This window comes from Pirellulimonas nuda, assembly GCF_007750855.1.
Classification (GTDB): Bacteria; Planctomycetota; Planctomycetia; order Pirellulales; family Lacipirellulaceae; genus Pirellulimonas; species Pirellulimonas nuda.
In genome coordinates this window covers 5,911,991-5,931,992 of sequence record NZ_CP036291.1, presented here as the reverse complement: position 1 = coordinate 5,931,992, position 20,002 = coordinate 5,911,991, and the positions used below count along the sequence as shown (strand labels likewise).

Below are 20,002 nucleotides of genomic sequence, written 5' to 3'. Positions count from 1 at the left end.
CCCGGCGGAGCCGGCCGCAGACGGGGAACGCGGCGTTTTGGCTCGATAATTCACGAAATCGTTGACCGAGCCCCCTTCGGCGAGCAAAATGGGCTCCAGGCCAGTCGTGCCGGTAACTTTTCCGGCTGCGGAACACTACTTGGGGGCAAACAAGGGCTGCGGCCCGTTGCGCCCAACGTCTGCGCTCGCGTCAGCCCCCCACCCCGATCGACCCTCCATGACCCGTACCCTGCCCCGATTCTCCTCCGCGCTCTCCCTGGCGACGCTGACCGCCGGCTGCTTGTTGGCCGGTTCGGCCACTGCCGCGGTGAGCACCAGCGGCGACGTGTTCCCCAGCGACAACCCGTTCACGGCCGGGAACGAAGGGCTACCGACCGGTGGAAACACGGTTGACTTCAACCAAGACGTAGACACGCCTCAGGCGAACTACGAGGAAGAAGCGAACGTCACGGTGGGCCGCACAGGAGCGGGGCAACTCAGCATCACGGCCGGAAGCGTTTTGCGGTACGGGCACCTAGTGATCGGCGGCAACGGCGGCGACGGCGGCGAAGGGGACGGCAACACCGGGACCGACGACAACGGTCCCGACGGGAACGGCCAGCCGATCTTCGACCCCGACGACAACCTGGGCAACGACGACGTGACCGTGGGCTACCTGAACGACGACCTCCGCATCCTCCCGGCCGGCGTCGACAGCATCAGCACGGGCAACGGCGTGGTGACCATCACCGGCAGCGGCTCGCTGTACAACAACGCTCCCAACGTCATCCCCGGGCGTTTCCTCGACCCGGATGAGACGGTTCCGACCACGCTGTTCCCGGTGCCGGACGACGACCGCCGCGGCACCGGAACGAACGGGACCCCCTACAACGGCTTCGACGCCTACGTCGGACTCACCGGCACCGGCACGCTGCAACTCCTGGCCGGCGGCCGTGTTGAGCTGCAAGACGCGTTGATCGTGGGCTACGGCTCGTCGGCGCGGGGCCTCGTCACCGTTTCTGGTCAGAGCTCCTACCTAGAAGCCAACGGCGGCACCGTGCAGGACCTGAACGGCGATGTGACCAAGCAGACCGATAACGGCCCGAACCAGATGATTATCGGCGGTTACGGCTTCGGCGAGCTCCGCATCAGCGAGGGCGGCACCGTGGTGGCGCGCAACGGCGCCGCGATCGGCACCACCAGCACCGACCCGGGCGCCTCGACCACGACCAACCAGTTCACGCTGCCGTTCGACACGTCGTTCACCCGCAAGGGGATCGGCGGCGTGGTGGTTGAGGGGCCGAACTCGGTCTGGAACATCATCCCGCAACAAAACTTCCTCGGCACCTTCGGCGCCCTGTCGTCGACCACCGCGGCCGCGCTAGCGGTGGGCGAGTACGTCGCCGACGGCGCCTACACCGCCCAGGGGGGCGCCGGAACGCTGACGATCTCGGCCGGGGGGACCGTGAACGTCCGCCAGGCCCCGATCAGCTCGCAGGTTCCCGGCACCGGGCTTCAGCAGGCCGACGTGATCGTCGGCCGGTACGGAACGATTGTGATGGACACCGGACTTCTGTCCGTGACCGACCAGGTGATTACCGACGGCCTGATCCGGGGCTCGGGGACGATCCTGACCGGCACGTTCCGCAACCGTCAGGTCGGGCAGGTACGCGTGCTGGCCGGCGAACGGCTGGTGATCGCGGCAGACCAGAGCACCCCCGACGCGTTCGACGAGGCCAACGTCGTGCTCCCGCAGGGCGTGTTCCTCGGCAACATCGGCACGATCGACGTGCTGGGCACCACGCTCGAGCAGGCCGAGTTGGAGTTCCAGCGGGCCATCGCCCCCGGCGGCACCATCGCCACCGCCGGTCGCTTTATCAACCAGCGCGACAACGCCGCCACACCGGCGGACGCCACCGACGACGTCATCGGTCAGATCAACCTCCGCGACGGCACGCTGCGGTTCCGCTCTGGCCTGGCGAACGCCGGCCAGTTCACCGTGGTCAGCGGGCAGAACCTGGTGAGCGGCCTGATCTTCAACAACGGCAACATGAACGGCACGGTCGAGGCCGGGGTCGACGGGTCGATCGTGCTGACCGGCGCCTCGCGCACCGTGTTCGAGAACCAGGTGACCAACTTCGGGTCGATGGTCGTCAACGGCGGCTCGCAGGCCATCTTCAACGGCGCCGCGTTCCAGAACGTGGGCGTCAAGAACGTGCAGAACTCGAACATCGTCTACTCGTCGGGCGTGGTGAACGGCGACGCCAATGTCACCGACGCCTCGATCGGCATGCTCCGCTACACCGGCGGACCCATCAACGTCACCGGCACCGTGCTCAACCGCGGCAACGCAGACGCGGTCGACGACGCCACCGATAGCCGCATCTTTGTCACCAACCAGTCGGCCCTGAACTTTGACAACCTGGTGACCAACGACGGCGTCATCACGATCCTCGGGGACTCAACGGTCTCCTTCAGCGGCGGCCTGGTGAACAACGGAGTCTTGGTCGACCTCAACCCGACCGAGATCTACGTCTCAGGCGACTTCGACAACAACGGCGGCCGGCTCGGCTTTGCGATCCGCAACCCGATGGACTTCACCGAGATGACGGTCGCCGGCGACGCGACCTTCGCCTCGGGGGGCCTGATCGACGTAACCTTTGTCAGCCCGTCCAGTCTGGCCGTGGGGCAGACCTACAACCTGCTTACCGTGTTTGGCACGCTCGACCGCGGCACGGCCGGGTTGAACCTGCTCCCCTCGATGCTGCCCGGGGGGCTCGGCGCCCGCCCCGTGTTCACCAGCACGGGGTTCTCGATCGAGATCATCTCCGGCGCCGCCGGGACGCTGATCGGCGACCTGAACGGCGACAACATCGTCGACCAGGCAGACCTCGACATCTGGAGCATGAACGTCGGCGTGCTCACCGGCGCCACCCCGGCGATCGGCGACACCGACGGCGACGGCGACGTCGACGGCGCCGACTACTTCAACATCTTCGGGAACCTGGGCGCGGTGATCGGCATCGGCTCGATCGCGGCGGTCCCCGAACCCAGCGCCTGCGTGCTAATGCTGCTGGCAGGGGCGGGGCTGCTTGCCGCGCGCCGCAAGAGCTGATCCTAATGGCCCAGCAGGCGAGCCGTCGGTGTCAGCCGCCGGAGCCTTTGCGCCAGCGTCCTCACCCCCAGAGTTGTGCGCCCAAAGTGCTGCTTCGGGGCGCGGGTTTTCCAGGGTTTGCTCTACCGCCAGGCCTCCGGCGGCTGACGCCGACGGCTCGCCCGGTGCGCCGATTTTGCCGGTTGTGCTGATTCTTCTGCCGGTTGGTTGCCGATACCCCTCACTACAGGCCGTGGTAGCCCCGGGCCCGGCGGGATGTGCGCGATTGACGCCTCCCGGCCGCCGTGGGCGAAATGGAAAAATCTTGAGGGGGATCGGGACATGTTTGGCGCGAAATCAGAGTTGTTCTGGAACTTGACGCTGTGTGGCTGCATCACACTCGCGGCGCCCATGGGGTCTTTCGCGGAAGACTCGGTGCTGGTCGCCACCCGGAAGGCGTTGAGCGAGGTCGCCGAAGGGGAGAACGCCGCGCCGGTCTCCGGCGACTCCGCGCTGTCGCCCATCCCGCAGCTCTCCGAACAGTCTCCCGAGCCGGCCGAACAGCCGGCTGAAGAGCCGATCGGCCAGCAATCTACCGCCAAGCAGGCGGCGCCTAAGAAGGCCGGCACGCCGCCGGCGAGCACGAAAGCCGCCGCGGCCAAGAAGCCTTCCGAGCCGGCCGGCGACGCCCAGCGGGTGTCGGACGGTTCGCCCGCCAAGCCCGCCGCCGCCGAGCCCTCCGAACCGGTCGGCCCCGCCGTGCGGGTGGCGAGCGCCGAGGGCGCAGCGCCCGGCGACCTGGCCGGCGCCTACCGCGCCGCGGCCGCGGCCACCGAGACAGCGACCTTCCAGGGGGTCACCCCCGGTAAGACCACGGCCGAGCAGCTCGCCTCGCAGTGGGGCGACGCGGAACGCGTCTCCGCCATCGCCGGCGGCGAGGTGCGTCACTACTCGTTGCCGCCGTTCGCCGGCGTCGACGTGCTGCTGCACAACGGCGTGGTGAAGCTGGTGAAGGTGGAGCTCGCCAAGCAAGAGAACCCCGACCGGCTCGCGCAGCGGATCCGTGTCGACCACATCGAGCCGGTGAGCGTTGAGGACGAAACCACCGGCGAGGCGCTCGGAGTCGCCTACCCCGAGAAGGGCCTGCTGCTGCTGTTGGCGCCCGCCGGCGCCGACGGAGCGCCCCAGTTTGTCACGCACCTCGCGATCCAGCCCGAGGACGCCGAGGCGTTCGCGTTGCGGGCGGAGAAGCGGCCCGCGGGCGAGTACCAGAAGCGGCTGGCCGACCTCGAGCGGGCCGTCTCTATCGACAAGAACAACTCCTACGCCTGGTGGATGCTGGCCCAGCAGCGGATCGAGGTGGGCCAACTGGTCGAGGCAGAAGAGGCCGCGCTCAAGGCGATGGCCCTGAAGCCGGACAGCGACGCGTTCCGGCTCCGCTGGTGCGAGTGCTTGGCGCAGCTCGGCCGCTACGACCAGGCGGTGCTCGAGTCGCGCAAGGTGCTCGACTCCCAGCAGGCGCCCCGGATCGTGCGGGCCCAATCGCTTGAGCTGATGGGACGCCTGGCGGCCCTGGGCGAAGCGCCCATCGCCGAGAAGGCGATCGGCTTCCACGACCAAGCGATCAAGATCGCCGACGAACTGATCGGCAGCGACGACCGCCGCGAGCGTCTGGCCGCGCAGCAACTGCTGCTGGAGGCCCACCTGGCGACGGCCGAAGAAATCGCCCGCCGCAAGTACAACGATAAGGAAGAGGTGGTCGGCCAGTGGATCGGCCGCGCCTCCGGGCTTGCCGAGAAGATGATCGAGGACGGCGAGGCCGGGCTCGAGGTGCGGCTGCGGGTCGCGTCGAGCGCCCTGTCGGCGCTCACCTACCTGCGTCCGGCCAAGGACCCGAGCCCCTGGATCAAGGAGGCCGAAGAAACGGCCACGCTGATGCTGGCCGACTCGCAGGACGCGCTGCTGCGTGCCTCGATCGAGTGGCAGCTGGGCGAGGTCTACTTCCGCGCCCTGCAGATCGAACACACGCGTCGCGAGCCCAAGAACGCGCTCCGCTACGGCGAGCTGGCGCTGGAGAAGCTGGGCTCCGGCGGCGAGGTGCGGGCCAACAGCCCCGCGGCCGGCCTGCTGGTGGGCGAGCTCTACTTCCACCTGGGCGCCCTGCAGGCGGTGCACCTGCAGAACCATGAAGAAGCGGTCGGGTGGTACGACCGGGCCCAGCCGCTGCTCGAGGAGCTGCAGCCCGAGTCGGAACTGTTCGTCCCACGCCGCTACGGCGAGTCGCTGGTGAGCATGGCCGTCTCCTACTGGGAGCAGGACCAGAAGGACGAGGCCCTTCGCCTCACCGAACGGGGCGCCGAGCTGATGAACGAGTCGGTCGGTGCGGGGGTGCTGGACGCCGCGGCGCTGGCGGTGCCCTACGGCAACCTCGCCACGATGCACAAGAAGCTGGGCGAGACCGACGAGGCCGCCAAGTACAACGAGCTGCTCAAGGGGATCAAGAGCCAGAGCAACGCCGCCGCGGCCAAGAACGCCGCCGTGCCGCTCGCGAAGGCGCCCCGCTAGGGGCTGTGGTCGCCGTGCTCGGTCAGCCTTCGGACTTCCCGAGCAGCACGGCCAGCGTCTCGTTGAGCAGCCGCGCCGCACGCGCTGCGAACTGCACGCCCGCGATCCCCAGCAGCACCAGGGCCTTGCCCAGGGTGGTGTCGAAGACGAACAGCGCGGCCGCCAGCGGGACCGACCCGGCGAGCCACTGCACGAGCGCCACCCGCCAGCCGGCGCCCCGCAGCTCCTGGCGGGCCTTGGCGTGGAAGCCGGTCGCGTCGCTCCAGAAGCGTGGGTACAGCACGCGGAGCACCAGGTACTGCAGCCCGCAGAACGAATAGGCGACCGCCACCAGCCCCGACAGCGTGAACGACACGGTGAAGTGGAAGAACACGCCGGGTTCGAGCGGCGGCTGGAAGTGGTTGATCGCCAGCGGGAAGATCACCCCTCCCGGCAGCCAACCCGCGGCGGCGATGGCCAGCATCCACAGCGGCAGCCGCAACGCACGGGCCCGCGCCAGGGCGATGGCCCGGTCGTCCGCGGGCTCTGCCGACTCCAGCTTCCGCCACGGAAGGTAGACCCGCGAGAGCACCAGCGCGCTCACCCCCAGCAATACCGGGTAGGCCAGCAGGTTGTAGGCAAACGCGAGCCGCACGAACAACGCCTGCTGCGGGTCGTTGAGGCTACCGACGATCGAGTTCGAGTTGTAGGCGATGTTCACCAAGCTGCCGACGAGTTGCGGCGTCAGCGCGGCGAGCACCAGCCACACAAAGGGGCGCCGCTCGGCCGCGCGGGTCAACCAACTGCCGCGCGGCAGCGCCTGCTGCGCGGCCGCCAGCGCGCGGCAGCCGTCTAGCGCGGCCGCCATGGCGTCGCCCGTTTGGTAGCGGTCGCCGGGCTCGGCCGCCAGACCCCGGGCGATGGTGCGGCACAGCGTCTTCTCGGCGTCGTTGGGGCCGGGCTCGATCGGCGGGGCGTCGTCGGTCCGCAGGCTCGCCAGCCGACGGACGTAGGCGTTGCGGTTGTCGTCCCCCCGCGCCGCCGAGAGGGGGGGCCGGCCGTACAGCAGCTCGTAGGCGGCCATCGCCAGCGAGTAGAGGTCGCTCCGTTGGTCGACCGCGTCTGCCTTGACGGGCGACCCGGGGTCGAACGCCCGCAGGTGCTCGGGCGCCATGTAGGCGATCGTCCCCCCCAGCGGGCCGCCGGCGTCGTCGCTCCGGCCCGAGATGTTGAAGTCCGCCAGCAGCGGCCTGCCGTAGCGATCGACCAAGATGTTGGCCGGCTTGATGTCGCGGTGCAGCACCCCCTGCCCGTGGGCGAACGCCAGCGCCTCGGCCAGCCGCGCGGCGACCCACGCGGCGGCCTGCACCCGGTCCGATTCGGCCAGCCGCTCGCGGTCGCGCAGCGCCTGGGCGTCTAGCACGCCCCGCAGGCTGGCGTGCTGGTCTACCGCGGCCAGGTAGTCGGCGCCGGTCCAGCCGGTCTGGGCGGCGCCCTCGTCGGGCGCTTTGTGCAGCGACGCGATCACCGCGTCGAGCGGCGCCCCCGACACAAGCTGCATGCACAACAGCCGCAGCCCTCCGACGACCGACTCGGAGAAGACCTGCACGATGTGCGGGTGCTCCAGCCGCGCCATGGTGCGCCCCTCGCTGCCGCGGTTCGCGGCGACCTTGAGCGCCACGTCGCGGTCGAGCGACTGCTGCCGCGCCAGGAAGACCGTGCCGAAAGCGCCCTGCCCCAGCAGCCGCGTCAGCTCGAAGTCGTCGATCCGCTGGCCCACTTCCGGAAGCGCCGCCGCCTCGCCAAAGATCGGCCCAGCCGCCGGGGCGCGGTAAGACGGCGCCCGGGCGGTGGGGCCGCGCTCCAGCGAGTCGCTGATCGCCTCGGGGGGGTCGCTCGGCTCGGTGTCGGCGACGCGGGCCCGTTCGGTCGCGGAGACCTGCTCCGGCGTGGTTGCCGGCGGCTTGTCGGGCGGGTGACTAGATCCCATCGCGGAGGCTCGCGGTAGCCGGGGCTAACCCTGCTTCTCGAGGATCGGCCGACAGTACTCGTACAGCCCCAGCGCGATCAGCTCGTCTTCCAGCCCCTCGGGCGAGTCGTCGCGCAGGGTGTCGCGCACCTCGGTCAGCAACCCCTCGGCAAACGCCTCGCGCGCGCGGTGCAGCAGCACCCGCGCGGCGCCCGAGGTCATCGGCTTGCCGAGCGTCTCGGCCAGCCGCTCCGCCAGCTCTGGAGAGCGGAGGTCGGGGTATTCGACGCGGGTCCGCAGCGCCGTGTGGTAGGGCTTGCCCGATTGCTCCTCGAGCGCTTCGAGCTTCTGCCAGGCGCGGGCCAACAGGTCGTCGCGCCAGCTCTGGTCGAACAGCGCGTCGCGGTCTTCTTCGGTCGCGGCCGCGGGCTCGGGCGTGGCGGTCAGGAACTGACCCTGCCGTTTGTCGCGTTGCTTGCGGCGTTGCTGGTCAATAATTAGGTGAAACACGGTCGTCTTCACAAAGCTGCGGAACCTGCCACGGGCCGGGTCGGCGCGGCCGAAGTCGCCGCGCACAAAGCGCAGGGCGAACTCCTGGAACACCTCGTCGGCCTGCTCTTCGTTGCGGAGCGCCGCGAGCGCGTAGCGGTGCACGGCGCCGCCGTAGCGGTCGAGCAGCAGCTTCTGGGCGCTCTCGATCCGGTCGCGGTCGCCGCCGTGCGCTTGCTGGACTACCGACCAGAGCGTGTCGATCTGGCTGAGGTGGTCGTCGGGGGACGCCATGGCGAGGGCCCTAGAGAGCGCGGTTGGGTACCGCTTGGCAGTGTACCGACTCTAGCGGCCCGCCGCACACAATTCTCGATGGCCGAGCGAGCCTGGCCGTCTCCGGCCCTGGCGCGTCAGACGAGCGGACGCTCCCGAACGCCGGACTACGGCGTGTAGACGGAGCGGTAAGTCGTGCCGTCGAGGGAGTAGGCGCCCCCGCCCGGGGGGACCGGCACGCCGTCGGGCAGGTAGGCCGGCGTCAGATCGGTGAGGGCGGCGGGCCAGCTACCGGTTTCGACCTGGTACCGCTCGATCGCGGCGTTCATCGTCGTCATCTGGTGGGCGCGTACCTTCTGCTCGGCGGTCGCCATCGAGACCGACACGCGGGGGACCACGATCGCGGCGATGATCCCCAGGATCACCACCACCAGCAAGAGCTCCATCAGCGAGAAGCCGGCACGGCGATTTGGGCAAGGTTTCCGCATAGCAGTACAGACGGTTCTGGGTAAAAAGGGAGCGAGGTAATGAACCCTACGGCAGAGCCCGGCGCCACGACGGGCGGCGGCGCCCACCGCGAGCCGACCGCGGAACTGCTGGGTCCGGTCCTAGCGATTGGCGCGGATACTCTGGCGCGGTCATTCGCGTCTCGATCGACTAAGATAGACGGGATGAGACGCCGGCTCCCAATCTTTGTTGTCCTGCTGCTGGTCGCCGACGGCGCGACCGCGATCGACCGCGTGACGTTCGCCACCGAAGCGGGGGAACAAACCGTTGAGGGGCGGGTGCTGGCCGCGGACGCTACCGGCGGGCGGCTGGTGGAGTCGTCCGACGGCGCCCTGACCGTGGTCACGGGGGAGGAAGTACGCGGCGTCGAGTCCGACGACGCCCCGTTCGCCCCGCTCGGCGCCGACGCGTTTGCCGAAGCAATGTTGGCCGAACTCCCCGAGGGGTTCCAGGTCTATCAAACGGCGCACTACGTGGTTTGTTACAACACGTCGCGCGAGTACGCCCAATGGACCAGCTCTCTGCTCGAACGGCTGCACAAGGCGTTCACCGCCTACTGGCAGCGGGCCGGGTTCGAGCTGCACGAGCCAGAGTTCCCGCTCGCGGTCATCGTCTACTCCAACGCCGACCAGTACGCCCAGGAGAGCCGAGACGAGCTCGGCTCTGCGACCGGCGCGGTCGTCGGCCACTACAGCCTGGCGACCAACCGCGTGCGGATGTACGACCTCACGGGCGCGGACCAGTTCCGCCGCAACACCGGCGCGCGCGTCTCTCGGCGAGACATCTCGCGCCTGCTTGCTTCGCCCGCCGCGGAGCCGTTGGTGGCCACGATCATCCACGAAGCCACCCACCAGATCGCATTCAACTGCGGCCTGCAGCAGCGTTACGCCGACATCCCGCTGTGGCTGCTGGAGGGGATGGCTGTGTACTTCGAGACGCCAGACCTGTCCGCCGGGCGGGGCTGGCGGGGCATCGGCAAGGTGAACCAACGCCGGCTGGCGATCTTCCGCCAGAACCTGCGGACCTGGTCGCCGGCCCGGATCGCGGCGATCGTCGCCAGCGACAAGCCGCTGCGCGAGACGCGGACCGCGAACGACGCCTACTCGGACGCTTGGGCGCTGAACTACTACCTGATCCAGCGTCAGCCGAAGCAGTACGTCGAGTACGTGCGGATGATGAGCGAGCGCAAACCGCTGCGTTCGGCGCCCGAGGATCAACGCATCAGCGACTTCACCGACCACTTCGGCGACCTGGCGCCGCTGTCCCGCGAGCTCGCCGAGCTGATGCAGCGGCTGTAGGGGACGACACGCGGCGAAGGCGGTTTGTGCCGTACTGCAGCAACGAGGAGCGTCGCCCCCGCCCCGCCTCCTCCCCCACCCCAATAGCCGACGGGGCGGAGCCCGTCGGCTATTGGCTGGTTCGAGGCTTTTGTGGGGGGGATACGGCGCTATTGCCCAGGGGCGGGGGGCAGGATTTTCACGAGAACGGATTAAATTCGCGGGGTTTTCGGCGGCTTTCTACCGGCGGCCGGTGGGCTGCCCTTTTTGACGCACCTTGATGCCGACGCGCCATCGCCGATACTAGCGGTTTGCTACCCGATCGATCACCGACCCCTCATTCGAAGGAAGACCGCCATGTCACGTTCAGGCGCCGTTACGTTCAAGGGCAACCCCGTCACGCTGGCCGGCGAGGCCGTCGCCGTGGGCCAGGCCGCCCCGGCGATCTCCCTCAGCTACGTGAAGGACGGCTTCAAGACGCTCACGCTGGACGAGCTCAAGGGGAAGCCGACGCTGCTGAGCGTGGTCCCTTCGCTCGACACGGGCGTCTGCGCCATCCAGACCAAGAAGTTCAACGAGAAGCTGGCCGGGATGGGCGACTCGGTGAACGCTGTCACGGTGAGCCTCGACCTGCCGTTCGCCCAGGGCCGCTTCTGCGGCGCCGAAGGGATCACCAACATGCGGGTCGGCAGCGACTACCGCGATCGGGCCTTCGGCAACCAGTGGGGGACCTTGATCGAGGAGCTGCTGATCCTGTGCCGCGCGGTGTTCGTGCTGGACGGCGAGGGTAAAGTAAAGCATGCAGAGTACGTGAGCGAAGTCACCAGCGAACCCGATTACGACGCGGCGCTAGCGGCGCTGAAGGGTTAGTCCTGCGGGTTGGGGCGCTCTGCGACGGGCGTAGCCCGTCGGCTGTTTTTCGAGCCGGTGGAGGTGGGAGGGCGTGGGCATTTCCATCGGGTAGCGACTGCTTGGACTTAGATATGGCTGGACTTGTTCTTCGTGTGACGCTGCTGGCGGCGTTGGCTGCGCCGGCGCTAACGGTGGGCTCGGAGGCCGTCGAGCTCGGCGTGGCGGACCTGCTCTCGGGCGTTCCGGGCGACGGCCCGCTGAGGGCCGACGAGGTGCGGGCGTGGCTCGCCGACCCCGAGAACCACAACCCCCTCAGGCCCAAGCTGCCGTTGGGCCTCGCCGCCGGGGCGATGCAGACCGCCGGCCTCGCCGAGAACCCGCTAACCCGGGCCAAGATCGAGCTGGGCCGGCAGCTCTACTTCGACGGCCGGCTCTCGGGCGACGGCGCCGTTAGCTGCGCAAGCTGCCACGACCCCGACCACGGCTACGCCGCCGACACCCGGTTCGGCATCGGCGTCGGGGCGCAAGAGGGAACGCGCAACTCGCCCACGGTGCTCAACCGCATCGTGTCGGGCAAGCAGTTCTGGGACGGGCGCGCCGGTTCGCTGGAGGAGCAAGCGATCGGGCCGATCGCCAACCCGATCGAGATGGGGCACACCCACGACGCCTGCGCTGAATGCCTAGCCGGCGTCGAGGTCTACCGCCTCCAGTTCGAGGCGGTGTTCCCAGAAGGCGTCACGATCGAGAACATCGGCCGGGCGATCGCCTGCTTCGAGCGGACGATCGTCACCGGCGCCTCCCCATGGGACTACCAGCAGCAGCTCGCGCGTTTCGAGAAGGCCTACGCCGAAGACCTCGCCTACGCAGACACACTAGAGGAGGACGACCCGGCGCTCTTCGACCAGCACCAGAAGCTCAAACGCCTGGCCGCGGCGCAACCGATGTCCGCGGGCGCCAAACGCGGCGCCGAGCTCTTCTTCAGCCAGCGGGTGGGGTGCGCCCAGTGCCACGTGGGCGCCAATCTTACCGACGAGCTGTACCACAATCTGGGGGTCGGCATGGGCGCCGACGTTCCTGACGACCGACGCGACTGGGGCCGGTTCGCCATCACGGGCGACGACGCCGACCGCGGCGCCTTCAAAACCCCCACGCTGCGGAACATCGCCCAGACCGCCCCCTACATGCACGACGGCTCACAGGCCACGCTGATGGAGGTTGTTCAGTGGTACGACAAGGGGGGCGAGCCCAATGCCTACCTCAGCGACAAGGTGCTGGCGATCGGCCTGAGCGCGCAAGAGAAAGAAGATTTGGTCGCGTTCCTCGAAGCCCTCACCGGCGAGCTGCCCGAGGTCGAGCGTGGCAGGTTGCCCGAATAAGCTTTAACGCGACGCTTCTCCTGTAAAGGTGTTGGCCGGTAGATTGATCGGCCCGTCTTAACCCCACTCCACCGACACGGCTTCCCATGGCGCCATCCGCCTCGCAGAGCGACCTCCCACTCTTCATTGGCGTCGACGTGGGCGGCACCGGTATTAAGATCGGGTTGGTCACCAATCGCGGGATAACGCTGGGTTACAAGTCGATCGCGACCGAGCAAGAACGGGGCGTCGAAGACGCCGCGGGGCGGATCGCTCACGTGATCGAGACGCTGCTCACGGAGGCCGGCGTCGATCGCGGCGATGTCCGTCGCCTAGGGCTCGCGACCCCCGGGCCGATGGACGTCCCCAACGGCATCCTGCTCACGCCCGGCAACATCCCCGCGTGGCGGCACACGCCCATCCGCAAGATCGTTTCCGAGGCCTGCAAGCTGCCGGTCACCTACGCCAACGACGCCAACGCCGCGGCGTACGGCGAGTTCTGGAGCGGCGCCGGCCGGCGGTTCGGCACCATGGTGATGGTGACGCTGGGGACCGGCGTTGGCGGGGGCGTGATCCTGGACGACGTGCTGGTGGCGGGCGCCCATAGCTGCGGCGGTGAGGTGGGGCACATCATCATCGACTGCGCTCCAGACGCCCCGCTCAACTCCCTGGGCATCCGCGGCACGCTGGAGGGCTATTGCGGCTCGTACGGCGTGGTCCGCCGCACCCAGGAGCTGCTCGCCAAGCCGGCGCCCCCCAGCACGCTCCGCGACCGCGTGGCGGCCGGCGAAGAGCTGACGCCGCTGCTGGTGGCCCAGAACGCCGAGGAGGGAGACGAGCTCTCCCTGAGCGTCGTCATGGAGACGGCCCGGCTGCTGGCGATCGGTATCGTGACGCTGGTCCACACGCTCGACCCCGAGGGGGTGGTGATCGGCGGCGCCATGACCTTCGGCGGCGCCGGCCACCCGCTGGGCGAGAGGTTCCTCGCCGCGGTCCGCGCCGAGGCCCGCGGCCGGATGATCGAACACCTCCGCGAAGCGGTCACGATCGAGTTCGCCAAGCTAGCGGGCGACGCGGGCTTCATCGGCGCGGCGGGGCTGGCGCGGCGCGATGCGCTGGCCGCAGAATGAACCATCCACGAAGACCTCTCCGTGGCGAAAGCCTTCAATACTTCAGGTTGGCGCCAAAGTTAGGCGTCGTTCCACGGCTCACGGAGTCTCGCCATTGATCGAGGGAGTCCGTCCCCATCTCCCAGAAATCGCCGCAGCGGTCAAAATACTCCATCACCACGTCCTTCTCGCCCTTCTCTAGCAGCTCTTTGGCGAGCTGCATGTTGGGCCCGAACGAGTTCATCTGCGGCGAGCCCTTGCTGTCGGCCGAGGCGAGCAGCCGTCGTTTCGCTTCTTCGACATCCCCTGCGGAAAGCGCGATCCGTCCGAACACCTGGTTCGAGTCCTGGACGGCGTTGCCGTAGTTCCAGTCGTCCTTGTGCTTTGCCGCGAGCGCCTCCAACTCCAACGACAGCGCCTTCGCTTCGTCTATCTTGCCCGCGTCGAGCGCATTCCTGGCCGCGCGACCCAACGCGTAAAACCGCTCGGTCTCCGTCTTCGCCGCGTCTAGGTCCCCGCTGACGATCCTCATCTGTCGGTCTTGTTCTTCTTTAGGCATCGCCCCGTCGCCCGAGTCCGCATTCCCCCTGGCACGTCCGGGGAACAATGTGAAGCTCAAGGCCGCGTAACGCGGCGAATCTGTTCGGCTCGCCAAGAACGTGATCGTGTCCCCCGGCTTATATTCGCTCTTGGCCAAGGGATCGCTCACAATCACTTCGGCGCCCTTCCAGGAGACCAAGTAGGCAACGAACTTGTGATCTCCGTCGTTTGCGCTGAAGATCTTCAGCACCGGCGCCTCAATCCGTTGCGCTTTTGCCGGCTTGGGTGGCGAAAGCGGCTGGGAGGTCGCGACCGTCCCAATCATCATGGCCGTCGCTGCAATGGCGAGCGGCGAGGAAAGCGATGTCTTCTTCATGATCAGTTGCTATCGGCTGGAGAAGGAGTGACGCCGGCATATGTGCGACTACGCGCACTTCCGACATCATACCACCTCCGCCACCAGCCCGGGCGTTACTCCCCGATCGCAAAATCGCTCAGCGAGCTCATCAGCCGCGGCCTGGGGAGCGTAGGGATCTGGCCGACGCTGCGGCGCCGCTCGCGTGGGGAGCTGGAGTCGGCGCGGGTTAGGCCGGCCGCTTCGTCCGTCGCTTCGTCGCCACTCATCCACTGGAAGCCCGCCAGACGGGAGTGGGCCGCGGCCACGGCCGCGTGGGTCGCTACCGCGCGACGCAGCTCGGCGGCGGCGTTCTGATCCGCGGGGACCTGCTCGGCGCCGAAGCGTTCTTCCCACAACCGGCGGATCTGCCCCGCCTCGAGCGGCGAGACCCCGTCGTGCAGCACCACCCACCGGCCCGCCAGCCGGCGGCGGACCCGGCGGATCACGGCGCCCAGGCCGTGACGCTGCGGCTGACGCACCACGGCTACCTGGACGTACTGGGCCGAGAGCTCGTTGGCGATGTCGAACGTGTCGTCGGTGGAACCGTCGTCGACGATCAACACCTCGAACCGCGGCGTGAGCTCGCCGGCTTGCTCCAGGACGCTTTCGACTTGTTGGCGGAGGCTTCGTTCGGCGTTGTAGACGGGCAGGACGATCGAGAGCTTCGTATCCACCTGGAATCCTCCGAGTTGGCGCCGGGGCGGCTGGGTTGGGCGGTCTGCGCTGGCGGGCCTGCACGGCGCGGGGGGAACCGCCTCTTGCTCGTTCAATCGACGCTGCTAGCAGCCCGGCTGTGCCCGACGCTAGCAACGGGGGTTTGGGAGCCTGGCGCCGGCTGGGCCGGCGGCGCCGGTCGCAAGGCGCCGGTCGCGCCGGTGGGACGCGGCGTAGGGGCGCAAGGCGCCGGGTCGCGCCAAAAAGGGGTGTTGTGACTCTTGCAAGGGGCTCGCCGGGGGCGATGGATGCGCCGCTGGCGGCCGGCTATAGTCAGTCGTGACACGCGGGCAGCGCCCCTCGCCGGTCGCGAGCCGGGGCGTCCCCGCCCCCGGCGCTGCTGGGAAGACCCGCCGGTGATCAGCGCCCTTGCCGCCACGCCGGGGGCGGGGACGCCCGGCTCGCCTCGATAGCCTTCTGGGTAGCAAGCAGAACCTCATGGACACGCCGCCCCTGCCCAACGACGCCCCCGCATTTGCCGACGCCGACAGCCTGCTGCCGGCGATCGCCCAGGACGCCCAGACCGGCCGGGTGCTGATGATCGCCTACATGAACCGCGAGGCGTACGACCTGACCCTCAGCACCGGCTGGGCCGTGTACTACAGCCGCAGCCGGGGTGCGTTGTGGCGCAAGGGGGAGACCTCCGGCAACCGCCAGCGGGTACGCCGGGTGCTGCTAGACTGCGACCAAGACGCCATCCTGCTGCAGGTCGATCAAGAAGGGGGCGCCGCCTGCCACCAGGGGTACCCAAGCTGCTTCTTTCGAGAGGCGACCCCCGCGGGGCTGCGCGTGGTGGAGCAGCGGGTGTTTGACCCGAGTGAGGTCTACGGTAAGTAGCAGCGAGCGCTTGGCAATACAGATTGCAAATTGCAAATTGATGATTCCAAAATGCAAGTTGCAATTTTCAATCCGTGAACTCACCAACCCGTAGCTACCCATGAGCGCAGAACAACGACTCGTCGAACTAGGGATCACGCTCCCCTCCCCCCCCGCGGTGATGGGGCTCTACAAGCCGGTGATTGTGGTGGGGAGCCTAGCCCACACCTCGGGGCACGGGCCGCTGCAAGCCGACGGCAAGCTGACCACCGGCCGCCTGGGCGACTCGCTCGATGTCGAGGCGGGCTACGCCGCGGCCCGGCTCACCGGGCTGGCGATGCTGGCCTCGCTGCGTGCGCAGCTCGGCACGCTCGACAAGGTGCAGCGGCTGGTGAAGACCCTCGGCCTGGTGTGCGCCACCCCCGAGTTCACCCAGCACCCGGCCGTGATCAACGGCTTCAGCGAGCTAATGCGCGAGGTGTTCGGCGCCGACGCCGGCGTGGCCGCCCGCAGCGCGTTCGGCACGCCTTCGCTGCCGGCCGGGATGGCGGTCGAGATCGAGGCGACCTTCTTGCTGCACCCGTGACGGACGGTGAACCACCAAGGGCACGAAGAAGCACGAAGGGCGGCCGGAAGACGTTTTGAGTTCCGTTCCACTCTGCGATCCACGTCGTCTTGTCTCTTTGCGTCTCTTCGTGACCTTTGTGGTTAAGAGGCTGCCGCTGCGCAATTCTTGTATTTGACGGCGAAGTTTCTAGGTGCGATACTACGGGGCGAACCCTCTTCACGCCCTCTGGAAGTACTGCCATGCCCCGCATCTATACCCCCTTGGTCTGCTGCTGCTTGTTGTTGATGGCGGCCGCGTCGTCTGCCGAGCAGCCGCCGAATATCGTGTTCATCATGGCGGACGACCTGGGGTACGGCGACCTCGGCTGCTACGGCCAACAGCGAATCGCCACGCCCCACCTCGACCGCATGGCGGCCGACGGCGTGAGGTTCAGCCAGCACTACGCCGGCTCGACCGTCTGCGCCCCGTCGCGCTGCGTGCTGATGACCGGCAAGCACCTGGGCCACGCCGAGGTGCGCGGCAACCGCTCGGTGAGCGACACCAGCGAGCAGCCGCTCGAAGACGCCACGCTCACCATCGCCGAGGTGCTCAAGGGCCGGGGCTACGCCACCGCCATCGTCGGCAAGTGGGGCCTGGGAGACCAGCACACCAGCGGCTTTCCCAACAAGCAGGGCTTCGACTACTCGTTCGGCTACCTGGGCCACTGGCACGCCCACAACCAGTACCCGGAGTTCTTGTTCCGCAACGGCGAGAAGGTGTACCTGAACAACTTCGTGCCCGGCGCGCGTCCCAGCGGCGCGGGGAACGCCACGAAGCGCGAAGACTACGCCGGCGACCTGATGATCGAAGAAGCCCGCGAGTGGATCAACCAGAACCACAGCAAGCCGTTCTTCTTGTACCTTTCGCTCGCTGTGCCGCACGCCAACAACGAAGCGGGCGACGAAGGGATGCAGGTCCCCGACTACGGCCCGTACAAGAACCGCGACTGGCCCCAGCCGCAGAAGGGCGCCGCGGCCGCGATCACCCGGATGGACAGCGCCATCGGCGGGCTGCTGGAGCAGCTCGAAACGCTGGGCGTGGCGGACAACACCTTGGTGGTGTTCACCAGCGACAACGGCCCGCACGCCGAGGGGGGCTTCGACCCCGAGTTCTTCCACTCGTCCGGCCCGCTACGCGGCATCAAGCGCGACCTGTACGAGGGGGGCGTCCGCGTGCCGATGATGGCCGTCTGGCCGGCCAAGATCGAACCCGGCAGCGAGTCGGACACGATCAGCGGCTTCCAAGACTGGATGGCGACCTTTGCCGACGTCGCCGGCGCCGACGCGCCGAAAGAGACAGACGGCGTCTCGCTGGTCCCCAGCCTCACCGGCAAGGGCCAGCAGCAACAGCACCCCTACCTGTACTTCGAGTTCTACGAGCAAGGGGGCAAGCGGTCGGTCCGCGTCGGCCCCTGGAAAGCGGTGCAGCTAGGGATGAACTCCAAGAAGCCACGGCCGGTAGAGCTGTACAACCTGGACGACGACCTGGGCGAACGCAACAACGTAGCGGCCGATCACCCCGAGATCGTCGCGCGGCTGACGCGGGAGATGGACGGGGCCCGCAGCGACTCGCCGGCCTACACGTTCGGCGCGGCGGCCGACGCCGAGGCGGCGACGGTGGGGCCCGAGGGGCGGTAGGTCCGGCGGGGCCCGGCTCGAGTTGGCGGACTAGGTCCGTGGTGGAGTAGGCGGCAAAGAGACCGGCAGCACGTCCTGCTGACGAGTGGACGAGAATCGGAAGCGACTGTCTTGGAGTGAGGCGAACGAGGAAGCCTGTGCTGCTTTGGCGATTCTGAACTAGCCGGAGGTGAGCTGCACCGCTGCGGGCTCGAGGATGGCTGCCGGTGCAGCAATCTACGCGGAGCGTTGTCGCACAGGTTCATATCGCACTCGCGTTTCCTCGGTTAACCTAGCACTACAGCGCTAGGTCACGTCCATCTGCAGCGTATCAGGCCTTTGAGAATGATGCCGTTTCTCCGCAGTTTTTTCAGGGTTCGCTTCCGGTGGGAGGCCCGCGCGGCGGCGTTGCGTTGTTGCCAGTGCTGGATGACGTTGGCGGTGTGCTCGATGAGCGTCGGCGAGGCCCGGCCGTTACGCTGCCAACTCGGCAGCAGCGCGCCGACGGCGGCGTGGACTTGGCAGACCGTGACCTCCGGATTTTTTCCCCCGCAGCCGTTCACGACAGCGGGCCAGGAACAAGTAGCTGACGCACGACAGGATCAAGTGGCGTTTGAGACCGAGGTAACAGCGGCCCTCCCACTGATCGAGTCCGATCTCCTGCTTCTGGTCGCGGAAGCACCGTTCGACGCGCCACCGCGAGAACGCGACCAGCAACAACGTCTCGATGGTCGTGTCGGACGGGGCGTTGCTGATGAAATACTTCACCTCATCGTGGTTCAATGCGTTGCGGGCGACGAGCAGGTGGAGTTCGATCCCCGGCAACCCGTCGTCGTTCTTCATGACGATGCGGGCGTGCTTCGCCTCCCACACGAGCGGCCCCTTCTCGCCGTCCTTCACGTAGTACCGGGTCCACGCTTGATCACGCAGCTCGGGCCAGTTCTCGGCGAGGTCTTGCACGCTCTGCGGGGCGCTCGCTGCGGCGACCAACCGCGGGACCTTGCGGGGCCGGCCGCGACCGCCGCGGCGAAAGGGTCGCTCCGTCACGCGCGGCCGGTCGGTCCAACACGAGAACGTCGTCGGGACCTCGGCGACGAAGCGTTGCTTTCGACCGTCCAAGCCCTGCAAAAACAGCGGCTTTCCGCCGTAGCCTTCGTCGAACGTCAGCCAGTCGAACATCACGCCGTGGGCCGCGGCCCGATCGCAAAGCTCCAGGGCGATCTTCCACTTGGAGCGGTAGACCATGTCCTCGGGAATGCCGGCGGCCCGACACCGCTGGCGGTCCTCCGACCAACTCTCCGGCAAGAACAGCTCGCCGTCGACCAGCGCGTGGAAGTCGCCGGTCGCGTAGCCCAAGTGGACCGTGACGATGCCGTTCTCCTGCTTGCCGACGCAGCCGCAGTACTGCCGCTGCACGCCGGGCGTCTTGTCCCCCTTCTTGACGTCGCTCGTTTCGTCGATCAGGCCGATCGAGTGCGGCCCCGCATGATCTCGGAGGACGATCTCTTGGAGTCGCCGGCGCACGGCGTCTTCGTCCCAGCGGTGCTGGGCCAGGAACTCTTGCAGCGTCCGCGGCGCCACTCCGGCGGCCAGCGCCATCGGCTCGCAACTCTTCGCGGGCAGTTCGGAGAGTTGGCCTTCGACGTAGGTTGGCAAGTGCGCACGAGTATCTCGACGCGAGAAACAGGCGTCGAATTCGTGCAAGTAACTCGTCAATTCCGGCTTCAAACGGCGGATCTCATCGGCGTCCATGCTAGCGGCCCTGCGCCAGGTCGCCCCCCTGCGACACCAACAACATGGCCGATCGCCCAAACGCAAACAAGATCAACGTAGCGCTGTAGTACTAGGTGGGTCGTCCCGCCGT

At 68.1% G+C, this 20,002-nt stretch carries 15 protein-coding genes; 9 read left to right on the top strand and 6 right to left on the bottom strand.

All coding sequences use genetic code 11. The features are described from left to right. Positions 1–217: 217 nt before the first annotated feature. Together Pla175_RS22990 and Pla175_RS22985 are read left to right on the top strand one after the other, a co-directional pair. Positions 218–3,094 carry a beta strand repeat-containing protein gene (locus Pla175_RS22990; RefSeq protein WP_145291178.1) on the top strand — a complete coding sequence of 959 codons (2,877 nt, stop codon included), beginning with the start codon at positions 218–220 and terminating at the stop codon, positions 3,092–3,094. Between the two features lie 321 nt (positions 3,095–3,415). Next, positions 3,416–5,638 (top strand): tetratricopeptide repeat protein, encoded by a 2,223-nt coding sequence (locus Pla175_RS22985; RefSeq protein ID WP_145291176.1) that lies wholly within the window; start codon positions 3,416–3,418, stop codon positions 5,636–5,638. Between the two features lie 22 nt (positions 5,639–5,660). On the opposite strand, the gene Pla175_RS22980 is transcribed toward Pla175_RS22985, so the two are convergent. The 3 genes from Pla175_RS22980 to Pla175_RS22970 form a co-directional block, all read right to left on the bottom strand. Next, positions 5,661–7,607 (bottom strand): serine/threonine-protein kinase, encoded by a 1,947-nt coding sequence (locus tag Pla175_RS22980; RefSeq protein WP_145291173.1) that lies wholly within the window; start codon positions 7,605–7,607, stop codon positions 5,661–5,663. 24 nt (positions 7,608–7,631) lie between these two features. Beyond that, on the bottom strand, positions 7,632–8,369 hold the full coding sequence (locus Pla175_RS22975; protein ID WP_145291171.1) for an RNA polymerase sigma factor: 738 nt from the start codon (positions 8,367–8,369) through the stop codon (positions 7,632–7,634). A 146-nt stretch (positions 8,370–8,515) separates the two neighbouring features. Further along, positions 8,516–8,836 (bottom strand): competence type IV pilus major pilin ComGC, encoded by a 321-nt coding sequence (locus tag Pla175_RS22970; protein ID WP_145291169.1) that lies wholly within the window; start codon positions 8,834–8,836, stop codon positions 8,516–8,518. 39 nt (positions 8,837–8,875) lie between these two features. Between Pla175_RS22970 and Pla175_RS22965 the strand changes: the two genes are divergently transcribed. From Pla175_RS22965 to Pla175_RS22950, 4 genes are all read left to right on the top strand, one after another. Continuing rightward, on the top strand, positions 8,876–10,153 hold the full coding sequence (locus Pla175_RS22965; RefSeq protein ID WP_145291167.1) for a DUF1570 domain-containing protein: 1,278 nt from the start codon (positions 8,876–8,878) through the stop codon (positions 10,151–10,153). A gap of 336 nt (positions 10,154–10,489) precedes the next feature. Then, a complete protein-coding gene (tpx, locus tag Pla175_RS22960; protein WP_145291165.1) occupies positions 10,490–11,002 on the top strand; it encodes a thiol peroxidase in 513 nt (170 codons plus the stop codon). A 113-nt stretch (positions 11,003–11,115) separates the two neighbouring features. After that, positions 11,116–12,360: a cytochrome-c peroxidase gene (locus Pla175_RS22955; RefSeq protein WP_145291162.1), complete on the top strand. Its 1,245-nt coding sequence runs from the start codon at positions 11,116–11,118 to the stop codon at positions 12,358–12,360. Positions 12,361–12,446: 86 nt separating this feature from the next. Then, positions 12,447–13,469: an ROK family protein gene (locus Pla175_RS22950; protein WP_145291160.1), complete on the top strand. Its 1,023-nt coding sequence runs from the start codon at positions 12,447–12,449 to the stop codon at positions 13,467–13,469. Between the two features lie 34 nt (positions 13,470–13,503). On the opposite strand, the gene Pla175_RS22945 is transcribed toward Pla175_RS22950, so the two are convergent. Both Pla175_RS22945 and Pla175_RS22940 read right to left on the bottom strand, forming a co-directional pair. Further along, positions 13,504–14,364, bottom strand: coding sequence for a hypothetical protein (locus tag Pla175_RS22945; RefSeq protein WP_145291158.1), 861 nt, complete (start codon positions 14,362–14,364; stop codon positions 13,504–13,506). A gap of 95 nt (positions 14,365–14,459) precedes the next feature. After that, on the bottom strand, positions 14,460–15,059 hold the full coding sequence (locus Pla175_RS22940) for a glycosyltransferase family 2 protein (protein ID WP_197527089.1): 600 nt from the start codon (positions 15,057–15,059) through the stop codon (positions 14,460–14,462). 478 nt (positions 15,060–15,537) lie between these two features. Here Pla175_RS22940 and hisI point away from each other — a divergent pair, with 478 nt between their 5' ends. The 3 genes from hisI to Pla175_RS22925 all read left to right on the top strand — a co-directional run bounded on the left by hisI (position 15,538) and on the right by Pla175_RS22925 (position 18,159). Then, the gene (hisI, locus tag Pla175_RS22935; protein ID WP_145291154.1) at positions 15,538–15,936 is read left to right on the top strand and encodes a phosphoribosyl-AMP cyclohydrolase; all 399 of its coding nucleotides are present in this window, start codon (positions 15,538–15,540) and stop codon (positions 15,934–15,936) included. Positions 15,937–16,036: 100 nt separating this feature from the next. Continuing rightward, positions 16,037–16,501 carry a RidA family protein gene (locus tag Pla175_RS22930; protein WP_145291152.1) on the top strand — a complete coding sequence of 155 codons (465 nt, stop codon included), beginning with the start codon at positions 16,037–16,039 and terminating at the stop codon, positions 16,499–16,501. A 221-nt stretch (positions 16,502–16,722) separates the two neighbouring features. Further along, positions 16,723–18,159 (top strand): arylsulfatase, encoded by a 1,437-nt coding sequence (locus Pla175_RS22925; RefSeq protein WP_197527088.1) that lies wholly within the window; start codon positions 16,723–16,725, stop codon positions 18,157–18,159. 453 nt (positions 18,160–18,612) lie between these two features. Here Pla175_RS22925 and Pla175_RS22920 read toward each other — a convergent pair whose 3' ends face one another. Continuing rightward, entirely contained in the window at positions 18,613–19,890 is a 1,278-nt protein-coding gene (locus tag Pla175_RS22920; RefSeq protein WP_315851498.1) for an IS701 family transposase, read from the bottom strand. Positions 19,891–20,002: the final 112 nt, after the last annotated feature.

Excerpts from the sequence above, each read along its gene's own strand:
- Pla175_RS22990 (WP_145291178.1), top strand. The coding sequence starts at position 218 with ATGACCCGTACCCTGCCCCGATTCTCCTCCGCGCTCTCCCTGGCGACG.
- Pla175_RS22985 (WP_145291176.1), top strand. The coding sequence starts at position 3,416 with ATGTTTGGCGCGAAATCAGAGTTGTTCTGGAACTTGACGCTGTGTGGC.
- Pla175_RS22980 (WP_145291173.1), bottom strand. The coding sequence starts at position 7,607 with ATGGGATCTAGTCACCCGCCCGACAAGCCGCCGGCAACCACGCCGGAG.
- Pla175_RS22975 (WP_145291171.1), bottom strand. The coding sequence starts at position 8,369 with ATGGCGTCCCCCGACGACCACCTCAGCCAGATCGACACGCTCTGGTCG.
- Pla175_RS22970 (WP_145291169.1), bottom strand. The coding sequence starts at position 8,836 with ATGCGGAAACCTTGCCCAAATCGCCGTGCCGGCTTCTCGCTGATGGAG.
- Pla175_RS22965 (WP_145291167.1), top strand. The coding sequence starts at position 8,876 with ATGAACCCTACGGCAGAGCCCGGCGCCACGACGGGCGGCGGCGCCCAC.
- tpx (WP_145291165.1), top strand. The coding sequence starts at position 10,490 with ATGTCACGTTCAGGCGCCGTTACGTTCAAGGGCAACCCCGTCACGCTG.
- Pla175_RS22955 (WP_145291162.1), top strand. The coding sequence starts at position 11,116 with ATGGCTGGACTTGTTCTTCGTGTGACGCTGCTGGCGGCGTTGGCTGCG.
- Pla175_RS22950 (WP_145291160.1), top strand. The coding sequence starts at position 12,447 with ATGGCGCCATCCGCCTCGCAGAGCGACCTCCCACTCTTCATTGGCGTC.
- Pla175_RS22945 (WP_145291158.1), bottom strand. The coding sequence starts at position 14,364 with ATGAAGAAGACATCGCTTTCCTCGCCGCTCGCCATTGCAGCGACGGCC.
- hisI (WP_145291154.1), top strand. The coding sequence starts at position 15,538 with ATGGACACGCCGCCCCTGCCCAACGACGCCCCCGCATTTGCCGACGCC.
- Pla175_RS22930 (WP_145291152.1), top strand. The coding sequence starts at position 16,037 with ATGAGCGCAGAACAACGACTCGTCGAACTAGGGATCACGCTCCCCTCC.
- Pla175_RS22925 (WP_197527088.1), top strand. The coding sequence starts at position 16,723 with ATGCCCCGCATCTATACCCCCTTGGTCTGCTGCTGCTTGTTGTTGATG.
- Pla175_RS22920 (WP_315851498.1), bottom strand. The coding sequence starts at position 19,890 with ATGGACGCCGATGAGATCCGCCGTTTGAAGCCGGAATTGACGAGTTAC.